Source organism: Cryobacterium sp. 10I1, from assembly GCF_035019805.1.
GTDB lineage: Bacteria > Actinomycetota > Actinomycetes > Actinomycetales > Microbacteriaceae > Cryobacterium > Cryobacterium glucosi.
The window spans coordinates 1-10224 of the sequence record NZ_JASJVF010000116.1 but is presented as its reverse complement, the minus strand read 5'-3'; the positions used below and the strand labels follow the sequence as shown (position 1 = coordinate 10224).

9 protein-coding genes are annotated in these 10224 nt (G+C 60.6%); 4 read left to right on the top strand and 5 right to left on the bottom strand.

The features are described from left to right. Nucleotides 1–349 precede the first annotated feature (349 nt). Nucleotides 350–1486, top strand: coding sequence for a magnesium transporter MgtE N-terminal domain-containing protein (locus QN345_RS11190; protein WP_322140881.1), 1137 nt, complete (start codon nucleotides 350–352; stop codon nucleotides 1484–1486). A gap of 426 nt (nucleotides 1487–1912) precedes the next feature. On the opposite strand, the gene QN345_RS11185 is transcribed toward QN345_RS11190, so the two are convergent. The 3 genes from QN345_RS11185 to QN345_RS11180 all read right to left on the bottom strand — a co-directional run bounded on the left by QN345_RS11185 (nucleotide 1913) and on the right by QN345_RS11180 (nucleotide 5271). Next, nucleotides 1913–3097 carry an FtsW/RodA/SpoVE family cell cycle protein gene (locus tag QN345_RS11185; RefSeq protein ID WP_327014470.1) on the bottom strand — a complete coding sequence of 395 codons (1185 nt, stop codon included), beginning with the start codon at nucleotides 3095–3097 and terminating at the stop codon, nucleotides 1913–1915. An 856-nt stretch (nucleotides 3098–3953) separates the two neighbouring features. Next, on the bottom strand, nucleotides 3954–4868 hold the full coding sequence (locus QN345_RS20600; protein ID WP_369125156.1) for an MIP/aquaporin family protein: 915 nt from the start codon (nucleotides 4866–4868) through the stop codon (nucleotides 3954–3956). Continuing rightward, entirely contained in the window at nucleotides 4792–5271 is a 480-nt protein-coding gene (locus tag QN345_RS11180; RefSeq protein WP_322136696.1) for a hypothetical protein, read from the bottom strand. The genes QN345_RS20600 and QN345_RS11180 overlap by 77 nt, the downstream gene beginning before the upstream one ends. 50 nt (nucleotides 5272–5321) lie before the next feature. On the opposite strand from QN345_RS11180, the gene QN345_RS11175 reads away from it, so the two are divergent. Further along, nucleotides 5322–5759: a low affinity iron permease family protein gene (locus QN345_RS11175; protein ID WP_322136695.1), complete on the top strand. Its 438-nt coding sequence runs from the start codon at nucleotides 5322–5324 to the stop codon at nucleotides 5757–5759. 181 nt (nucleotides 5760–5940) lie between these two features. Continuing rightward, a complete protein-coding gene (locus tag QN345_RS11170) occupies nucleotides 5941–6111 on the top strand; it encodes a hypothetical protein (RefSeq protein WP_322136694.1) in 171 nt (56 codons plus the stop codon). A gap of 233 nt (nucleotides 6112–6344) precedes the next feature. Here QN345_RS11170 and QN345_RS11165 read toward each other — a convergent pair whose 3' ends face one another. Together QN345_RS11165 and QN345_RS11160 are read right to left on the bottom strand one after the other, a co-directional pair. Beyond that, nucleotides 6345–7130: an MgtC/SapB family protein gene (locus QN345_RS11165; protein ID WP_322136693.1), complete on the bottom strand. Its 786-nt coding sequence runs from the start codon at nucleotides 7128–7130 to the stop codon at nucleotides 6345–6347. A gap of 21 nt (nucleotides 7131–7151) precedes the next feature. Further along, entirely contained in the window at nucleotides 7152–8051 is a 900-nt protein-coding gene (locus QN345_RS11160) for a DUF1003 domain-containing protein (protein WP_322136692.1), read from the bottom strand. Nucleotides 8052–8368: 317 nt separating this feature from the next. Between QN345_RS11160 and QN345_RS11155 the strand changes: the two genes are divergently transcribed. Then, the coding region (locus QN345_RS11155) for a hypothetical protein (protein WP_323508657.1) at nucleotides 8369–10224 on the top strand (1856 nt) is incomplete at its 3' end.

Sequence of the window (10224 nt, the reverse complement as noted above, 5' to 3'; positions counted from 1 at the left end):
ACCCTCCTCGCCCGCCCGGAGCTCTCCACCGGTCGGACCATCGGATTGGGCGTGCTGCGCGCCTACCTGATCCTCGCCATGGTCCTAGTCGTGGTCCGCGTCATCCAGCTCGCACTGGGCCACTAGCCGCGAGCACCATATTCTCAATACCACCCCGACAACGTGCCACCTCTACCTAGCCTTGTTCGTGAAAGAAGCCACTGTGTCTAACTCTCCCGTTCCAACAACAACTAAATCCGCTCTCCGTCTTTCCCAACTCCTGCGCCATGCCGTGGTCGACAGCCAAGGAAAACAACTTGCCAAACTCGCTGACGTCATTGTTCGCCTCAGGGGAGATGACTACCCCCTCGTGACCGCGCTCGTGGTCAAAGTGGGTTCCGAAACCATCTACGTCCCGATCGCCGACGTCAGAGCCTTGGAACCCAATCGAGTCGAGCTCACCACAGCCCGCTTGAACGTGCGGGCATTCCAGCGCCGCCCGGGCGAGGTCCTACTCAACGCTGACGTCCTGGGCCACCGCCTCATCGACGTGCACATGGCCTCCCTCGTCCGTGCTCACGACATTTATCTCAGCTCCGACACCGCCACGTGGGCTGTCACAGGATTGAACGTGCACCAAACCCACTGGTGGTCCACCCGGAAGACCATCTCCACCGACCCGGCACGGGACTGGAAATCCTTTGAAGCCCTCATCGGCCACGAACCCTCGGTCCTCGTTCGCGCCCCGTTTGGGAAATTACGCCGTCTCAAAGCAGCCCAAATTGCAGACCTCATCGAAACGGCAGACGCTAAAGAGCAAAGCGAACTCCTCACTCAAGTCCACAACGACCCGGAATTCGAAGCAGACGTCTTTGAAGAACTCGACGAAGACAGCCTCACCCATCTCCTCAAATCCCGAAGTACTGCTGACGTCGCTTCTGTCCTGACCCGGATGCGGGCAGATGACGCGGCCGACGCCATCACTGACCTCCCCCAGGCGCGACGCCGGGAAGTCCTCGCTCTGCTCCCTGAACCCCAACACACCAAAGTTCTGGCCCTGCTGGGCTACCACACTGCAACGGCAGGGGGCCTCATGGGTGTGGAATACCTCGCTCTGGCGGAGCACGCGACCATCCAGGACGCCCTTGATCTCATTCGCACCTCGACAACTCAACAACCGGAAGCCCTCACCACCATTTACAGCACCGCCGACGACGGAACACTCCGTGGTGCGATCAGTATCATCCGCGCCCTCCAAACAGACCCGCACCGTCCCCTCCGCGAAGTCGCTGACCCTGATCCCGTTCACGCCGCACCACAAGATGACATCATCGACGTCACCACCCGCATGGCTGACTTCAACCTCCTCACCCTCCCGGTCCTCGACGAAAGCGGCCACATCCTCGGCATCATCACCGTCGACGACGCCCTCGAAGCCGCCCTGCCCCAGGACTGGCAACGCCGCGAACCCCAAACTCACGCCTCCCTCACCCCGGGCGCCGTGTGAGATCGTGCCGTCTTTTCGAACAGTGGCTCCTCCCAGTGAAGGATCGTCTCATCCAGAGCAGCGTTACGATTTCACTGAGATAGCGGCGGAGGAAATGGGCTCGGATCTCCGCTGACACGATCTCAGTTCCGCGCTACGTAGAGGCGATTCGGCGACACCGGCTGCGAAGTGTTTCCTTCTCTTCCCTCCGTCTCTCTTCTCACCGAATTCGTAAGGGTGACCGAGAGCTCAGCAGAATCACATCACGGGCGCTATGTTCGCCAGAGGCAAGTACAAGCTCTACCGCGAGGTAATCCATACGCTAAACGGCATGGGGGCGTCGTGACCGCTGGGCGCGGTGGCCCCGAGGCTCTCCCTGACTGGTGTTTCCACCGCGAGGCCGACGGCGATCTTGACATTGAGATGGAACGACGAGCTCCGCGGGGGCTACGAGCCAGCGGGCCGTATGGCGGGGGACGTGTGGAGCTTGTCGCTAACTCTTGTGTTTTGACCGTTCCTGGCGAAGGAGAGCACGACGCCGATTGCCACGAGGGTCGTGAGCAAGGCTGTGCCTCCGGCCGAGATGAAGGGGAGGGGAACTCCGAGCACGGGGATGAACCCCAGAACCACACCAATGTTAACGAGGGCCTGGCCGATGATCCAGACCATGACTGTTGCGGTGGACACTTTGGCTTGCAGGTGTGTTGTGGCGCTCATGATTCGGATGAACCCGACTGCGAGGAGTACGAACAGGAGGAGAACGGCGACGGCGCCGATGAGGCCAAGTTCTTCGCCGATGATGGCGAAAATGTAGTCGTTGTCGGCGGCCGGTAGCCAGGACCATTTGGCCTTGGAGTTGCCAAGGCCAACGCCGAGGACTCCGCCATTGGCCAGCGCCCATGTGCCGTGCAGGGGTTGCCAGCATGAAGCCGAGATCGTCCCGGTCGTGGTGTCGCATCCAGTTCCAAAGAAGCTGAGGATACGCGTCAACCGATTAGCGCTTCCCGCGGCAGCGGCGATAGCGCCCACAGCGCCAATTCCTAGGGGAATCGCCAGCATGCGCAACCGTACGCCAGCGAAGAAGAGCGAACCAAAGAGCATCCCGGCCATTATGACGGTCGTACCGAGGTCACCTCGGATCATGACAAGCATGACCGCGGTCCCGCCGACTCCGAGGACGGGGATGAGGACGTGTCGCCAGTCGTCGAGTTGGTTTTGCTTGTGAGCGAGGATCGTGCCGAGCCAGATGGCCAAAGCCACCTTGATGGCTTCGGAGGGCTGGAATTGGAAACTGCCCACTGATAGCCAATTGGTGTTTCCGGCGACGGTCACGCCCAGCGGAGTGAATACCAGGCATTGCACGAAGCAAGTGAGGATCAAGGCCGGCCACGCGATCCGTCGCCAAAATTTGAGCGGAGCCCGGCTGACGAGGAGCATCAACGGGATGCCGACCAGGGCCACGAAGCCCTGGTGGAGGAGCACGCCAAAGAATCCGCCACCGCTCAGGTATGAATCCACCGACGAGGAAGACAAGACCATGGCCATTCCGAACACGACCAAGAACACTGTCGTGCCCAACAGCAGGAAGTAATTCGTTGGCAGAGCATGAAAAATTCGCCTCACCCGAATCATTCGCACTTGGGGTATCGGCGCCGACGCGGTGTCTGCCGTGGCAGGGCGAACGGACCTCAAAGTGGAGCGAGTGCGCAGTGAATTTTTCATGTGGTCTCAGATTTCCCGCGTGCCCCATCAGTAAATGGCACTTGTTGGAAAGAACCAACCAACCATCAAAAATTGTGGCCGGTCCTCCTGTGACATGCCCGTTGGACTATCCTCCCTCAGCGGCACAAGAATTATCGCAGGGTGGAAGCGTGTCGCACGACGCCATCTACGGGCTGGCTTCAGCTGTCATAGGCCCGGGACAGGTGACATCGATCCCTTCATCGTCGCGCCGATACACCTGGATGCGGACTGGGCAACCGGGCCACATCACGAGCAACCCGGTGAGGCAGCCTCACGGTTTCAGCGAGACAACGTCAGAGGAAATGGGCACTGACCTCCGCTGAAGCGACGTCAGTGCCGAGCCAAATATGGGTGATTGGGAGCCCGGTGTTGAGTGCTCTCCTCTCTTTTTTTCCTCATCTTCACATCCAGGCGCCAGCCTCTGACGGACAAAGTCGCCAGGTGATTTCGGATTCGGATCGTGGTCGGCGCGACGAAGTCGATGGAAAGTGGGTGACCAGTGCCGCGCCAGTCCACTGACATGTGGTCGAAGAGGCGGCGTTTGATCGTGTTCCACCTGCCGGTACCGGTACCGGTGCCGGGAGGCAGCAGCCGATCGTAATGCTCAGTCCGCGTTTCCTGAGCCATGGCGCCGAGACCTGCCCTGCACCGGGTCACGAAGACCGACACGGGACACCATGACCAGCTAGCCTGGTTCCTCAACCGCAATCTGGTGTGTTTTCGTGCTGGTCTTTTGGCGGAGCGTTCACAATCGGTTATCGGGGTGGGGGTGTCGTTGGCTGGGTTGCTCGGGGTCGGTTCTTCCCTGGGCGGCTTTCGTCCCCGTGGGTCCGCCACCTGGGCCGCGTAGAAAATAGGCTGAGCCCACGGCTAGGAGCGTTCCGATTGAGGGTCCGAGGAGGTATACCCAGGTGTGGGTGAAGTCGCCGCGAACGAGGTCTGGGCCGACAGTCCGGGCGGGATTCATCGAAGCCCCGCTGACTGGGCTCGCCCATAGCCCCGCCAGAATTATGTACCCGCCCACCGCAATCGCCGAGAAGGATCCAACGTTCTGCGCCCCGGATGCGGAGCCCAGAATTGTGCTCACCAGCCCCATAGTCAACAAAGCCTCGACGACGAGCGCTTGCGAGTCCGTGAAGGCAGGACCGGGGACTGTCTCGCCGTTACCTCCGTGTGGGCCAAACACGGCTATCAGGGTTAGTGATGCCAGGATCGCGCCGGCCAACTGGGCGAGGACATATCCCGGCACTCGGCGCCAAGGAAAGTCACCTCGCAAGGCGAAGGCAACACTGACCAGCGGGTTGAGGTGAGCACCGGATACGGCGCCCATGAACAATATGATGGCCGCGACCATTAACCCTGGCGCCGTGACACTGGCGCCGCGGCCGACGTCCCCGTGGGTGAGGGAATCGACTGTTCCTGCTCCAGCCGCGACCAGAACCAAAAAGTACGTCCCGAACATTTCAGCGCCAAGTCGAGTCCATTCTCGATTCCGGTTATTGAATTCATGGACCCAGCCGCGGTCCCGTGGCGACAGCCCCAAATGCCCCACGTCACGGCCCGCAGAAATGATCACGGCACGCCTACGCGCTGATGATCTGCACGGGGACCTCGGCGTCCTCGTCCACGTAATTCGCCGCGCAGATCCGGTGATAACCATCGGCGATCTGCGCGACGCGACCCTTGCCGATCTGACCTCGAATGATCAAACACGGCGACAGCTGGACGCCTGCGGCTATGCGGTCCAATTCCTTGGCAACATCCGGGTTGCTGCGCGGCAAGAGCGGCAACCCACAACCCCGCAACAGGTCCTTGGCCTTGAAATGGACGACCCGCGTCCCCCTCAACTGTTTCACAAGCGCGTCAATCGCCTTGGGCTTCGCGTTCAGCGACAGATACGATCTCGCCGCCGCATAATCGTGTCCCGCCACATCGACCCGCCACCGGAGCACCCCGGCTTTCGGCGCCTTTTTGTCAGGGACCTGTTTCACACTCGTGCTCATCATGATTTCTTTTCCCTTCCTCGCGGCCGGGACGTCATCTTCTTGGTCGTAAAGCTGCACGGCGCGACCGGACGCCAACGCGAGCTGGCTCCGAAGCTAGTGTGGATCGCATGTCCGGTCAAGAGCCTCCCCGATCCAACTCGCCCCGACAAGCGCCCGGCGGACGTGAACGCCACTGGAGTAGCCGGTTCATCCATCGAGTTGGCGATATCACTGCACATGCTTCTTTCGGTCTCACTGCCGCGTTCATCACTCTGCTGTGGTTGTTTTCGGGCCTTCTCCTAGGCTTTCCTGCCTGGTGGGAGACGGCCCTCACGACCGTGACCGCCACTATCACCCTCGTCATGGTTTTCGTCATCCAGCACACTCAAGCTCGACAACAGGCCGCGACACAACGAAAACTAGACGAGCTATTACGCGCCCTACCCACAGCCGACAATCGCCTCATAGCCGTGGAAGCAGCACCAGACAAAGAACTCGATGATCTCGCCGACCGCAACCTCACCCACCGCGAACAAGCCGTCCACAATGCCACGCCACAGCCCTAAAAATCGTCCAGGAGCCTATGGCATGGTCCCGGGCCCCGCCGCCTGTGCCGGGAATCTCAGGAGCAAAACAGTGGGTGTTCGAGATGAACACGTCTTCGACACGCGCTGCCAGCCAAGCTGCGTCTTTATACTGGGCGCAGTAAAGCGGCAATCCGCTTGAACCCTGAAAGAGGAGATGGACATGACGCTCACTGAAGAGATCGATGCTTTGGCAGAAGACGTGCGCGCCAAGTGGTTGCTCGTTGACTACGGTCTGCCTCTGGACGTGTTCATGAAAATGGTCGCGGCCGAGAGCACGCGCACGTGGGAGGCGCTTCGCCTCATCGCGAGGCGTGTTGACGCCGGAGAATAGATCCGACAGAGCCCAGCATTGGCGTGGAAGACGAATTATTTCACCCGGGTAGCGGCACAGTCCACAAAGATCAGATCGGTGTCGGCCGGGGTGGGCGACACCTGCGTATGTGTTTCGCCGGCGATGAGGTTAGCTTCGGTCCTGCCCACTGCGTCTCGCGCTTTCGAGAAAGGCTTTCACGAGGGGTGACCTCGTGCGGTGTATTTCGTTGACGATGTGGATGGTGCTGCCCACTAATTGCCGCGAAGGGTGAATCGGCGCCGGGTCAGGGGCTGTTGGTCGTCACGATCGTCGTCCGTGCCGGTCTCTGGGTTGTTGGAGTGCCAGGAGAGGCTACTCACACCCTGCTCGAGAGAGAGCCGGGTGACCAGTGTGTCCAGTAACTCAGGTGCATTTCCCTCGATCAGGAGCTCAACCTGGAGTTGGACAAGACTGGTGCCGGTGAGGGACTCTTCCGGGGAATGATTTGCAACACTTCGCAAGACGAATGCCGGTCCTGACAAAGCCTGAACGAGTTGAGCTCGAAGGTGCGGTTCATGTTTGCGGCGAACAAGGATTAGGAGAGTGTAGGAGCCGACTGACTCTTCCTTCGTAGCGGGGGCGCGATCAACCAACCGCCCAAGCGGACGAAGTAGCAGGTGTATCGCCAGCACGACCGCCGTTGTTGTCAGGGCGGGTATGAGATGTCCGGCAGCGGCTTGACATCCCACGGCGGCCGAGCACCAGAGAGTTGCCGCGGTGTTCAGCCCCTGCACGGTAAAGCCCTGCCGCAAAATCACCCCACCGCCGAGAAAGCCCACTCCCGAAACGACATACGCCGCAATTTGCAGCGGTGCCTGGGGAACACCGGCTTGCTCTCCGAACAGCACAAATACTGCGGCACCCGCCGCTACGAGGGCCTGAGTCCTCAGCCCAGCCGTTCGTGAGCGAAATTGACGTTCGAGACCGATCATCAGGCCACACCCGGTGGCTAGAAGCAGGCGAAGCGCGAATTCAAAATCCGTTGGGTTCACAGCCACTCACTCTTCTTTGTATGTTTTTTAGAATGTGACGGTGGGCAGTGTTTGTCTGATGGGGTGGTCTTGGGGGGCTTCGGATTCGATGTAGTTGCAGATAGCGACTATTGCTTTGTCTTGTTGTGTGAGGTGGCGCTGAAGTCTGCGGCATTCATGGACGACTGCTTCTGCGTCAAGGTAAGTCTGCTCGGCGCGTTGGGTACCGGCCCGGCCGAGTACATCTTGCCCGACCATGATGACGAACATGAACACCAGTTGGAGGAGGCTGGAAATAAAGAGGAGAAACGCGAATGGGTAGGGGTCGAAAGTGATGATTCCGGTCAAGGCCAATCCGATCCACCCGAACTGGAAAAACACAGCAAAATAGAAAGCCCACATTGTGCTGACGGCCCTTGTAATTGCGGCAGCGATACGACCATTGAGTCCCACATATTGCTCCCCGACCGTAGTCGGTGTTATCGTCTCCCTTTCCTTCACCCGCGGGTGCGCACTCGATTTGACCAGATCGACGCCCTTGTTGAGGATGCGGTCTTGTTCCACCAGGTGGGAATGCAGTGTGAGGACCTCGCTGAGAATCGTTTCAGCGTCTCTGAAGGTGCGTTCGGAACGATGATCAGAACTGCGGCCGAGTACACCCTGGCCTACGAGGATCACGAACACGAGTACCAGCTGCACCAAGTTACCCAGGAACAGTAGGAAAGGGAACGGGTAAGGGTCAGTCTTATGTAACGGTCCGACGCTGGCCAGGACAATCCAGACGAATACGAAAACGATAGTGATATAGACGGACCACATAGATCCGACCTTGCTGGTAAGGAAAAGTCCAAGTCGAGCATTTAGGCCAAGATGTTCATTCTCACTGGCCGCAGCAGCGTCAGTGGGCGCCGTTCTCTTGGAAGGTCTCAATTCGCGGGTGTGGTCCATGACGCTCATGATAAGCGACGTGTAGATCCTCACAGACCTGGGTTGCCAGTGTTGGGGCGGCGGTTTGACTGGCGCTTGGTGGCCGGTCGCTCCCCACGGCCTCCTCGCCCGGGTCACAGCCCATGGACTTATAACCGCCTGACCCCCGACGAACTGAAAGGCTCCACCGCGAACCTCGTTTGGGGGGTGCGTTCCGCGAAGATGATCGGCACGCACTCCGAGTGCGCCGTAGCCTGTACTCGGACCGTCTCCCGTAGTAGTCGGCTGCGAGGGGGACCGAAGTGCCAATTTCTGCTGGGTTGAGAACCCGTGCCTGGGTGGCCGCGCTGGCCATCGTCGGTGGGGCATTGGTCGCGATCCCGCTCGCCGCGGCCCCACAGGCCGCCGAAGCGCTCACCGGATCCGAGTTTGATCCGGGCTACATCATCTCCGACCAGAACTTCTTCGACACCAGCACCATGTCGGTAGGGCAGGTCCAGGACTTCCTCAATGCGCAGGTTTCGTCCTGCTCGAGCGGTTATGTCTGTCTGAAGGACTACACGATGGCGACCTATGACCGGGCCGCCGTCGAACCAGGGCACTGCTCCGCCTACGCCGGTTCCGGGAGCGAGTCGGCCGCCAGCATCATCTTCAAGACGGCGCAGGCCTGTGGGATCAACCCCCAGGTGCTGCTGGTGCTTCTGGAGAAGGAGACCGGGCTGATCACGGACACGTCGCCGACCGACTCGACGTACCGCAAGGCCATGGGCTACGGATGCCCGGACACGAGCTCGTGCGACGCGGCTTTCTACGGCTTCTACAACCAAGTTTACAAGGCTGCGTGGCAGTTCCGGCAGTACTCCAACTACCCGGATCGCCACTATCAGATCGGCAATGTTTCCGTCGGATACCACCCGAATGCCGCCTGCGGGGCGACAGACGTGGACATCCGGAACCAGGCAACGGCTGACCTCTACAATTACACGCCCTACCAGCCCAACAGTGCGGCACTTGCCAACCTCGGCGGTACCGGTGACGGTTGCTCGTCCTACGGCAACCGTAACTTTTGGGTCTACTACTCGAACTGGTTCGGTTCGCCCACCGGCGTGACCGCCAGTCCCTTTGGCGTCGTCGACTCCATCACCGCCTCACCCGGTAACTTCAGGGTCAGCGGCTGGGCCATTGATCCCGACACCTCTGCCCCGGTGGCCGTGCACGTTTACGTGGGGAGCGTGGGGACCGCCTTCAGCGCGGACCTCGTACGTAACGACGTCGCGGCCGTCTACACGGGCCTCGGATCCAACCACGGCTTCGACGTGACCGTGCCGGTGACGTCCGAGGGACCGAACACGGTCTGCATCTACGCGATCAATGTCGGTCCTGGCTCGAACGTGCAACTCGGCTGCCGATCCATCACTGCGATGAGCGGCTCACCGATCGGCTCAATCGACGGGATTAAGGGCGTGACCGGCGGCGTCAACGTCTCAGGGTGGGCTCTGGACCCGGATTCTACGGACCCGATCGCGGTACACCTTTACGTTGACTCGGTCGGTAAGGCCGTCTCGGCGGGGATGTCACGCCCCGATATCGCGGCGGCATACCCGGCATACGGCGCGAATCACGGTTACAGCGATACCCTCGCGGCGTCGCCGGGACCGCACTCCGTCTGTGCGTACGCGATCAACACCGGTATCGGCGGGACCACCGTGCTGGGCTGCCAGAACGTGGTCGTCCCCGATAGCGGGTCGGGCGTGCAGGATCTGGGCCGGGCGCCGATTGGTGCACTTGATGCGGCAACTGTCGCGAGCGACGGCGTGACTGTGTCGGGTTGGGCCATCGATCCGGACACGACCGCGTCCATCCGGGTGCATATTTACGTGGACGCGGTGGGTGCGGCGTTCATGGCGGACAAGGACCGTCCGGATGTTGGGGCGGTTTACCCGGTCTACGGTGGGGCGCATGGTTATTCGGAGAAGATCGCGGTCGCTCCCGGATCTCATCGGATCTGCGCGTATGGGATCAACACTGGGGCGGGCGGCAATACTCAGTTGAACTGCAAGGACGTCGTTGTGCCTGTTGCGACGATCCCTGATCTGGGCAGGGCGCCGATTGGTGCGCTTGATGCGGCAACTGTCGCGAGCGACGGCGTGACTGTGTCGGGTTGGGCCATCGATCCGGACACGACCGCGTCCAT

Bases quoted from the DNA above. Each gene is read 5' to 3' on its own strand.
- QN345_RS11185 (WP_327014470.1), bottom strand. From the start codon at position 3,097: ATGATTCGGGTGAGGCGAATTTTTCATGCTCTGCCAACGAATTACTTC.
- QN345_RS11170 (WP_322136694.1), top strand. From the start codon at position 5,941: ATGACGCTCACTGAAGAGATCGATGCTTTGGCAGAAGACGTGCGCGCC.
- QN345_RS20600 (WP_369125156.1), bottom strand. From the start codon at position 4,868: ATGGTTATCACCGGATCTGCGCGGCGAATTACGTGGACGAGGACGCCG.
- QN345_RS11160 (WP_322136692.1), bottom strand. From the start codon at position 8,051: ATGGACCACACCCGCGAATTGAGACCTTCCAAGAGAACGGCGCCCACT.
- QN345_RS11175 (WP_322136695.1), top strand. From the start codon at position 5,322: ATGTCCGGTCAAGAGCCTCCCCGATCCAACTCGCCCCGACAAGCGCCC.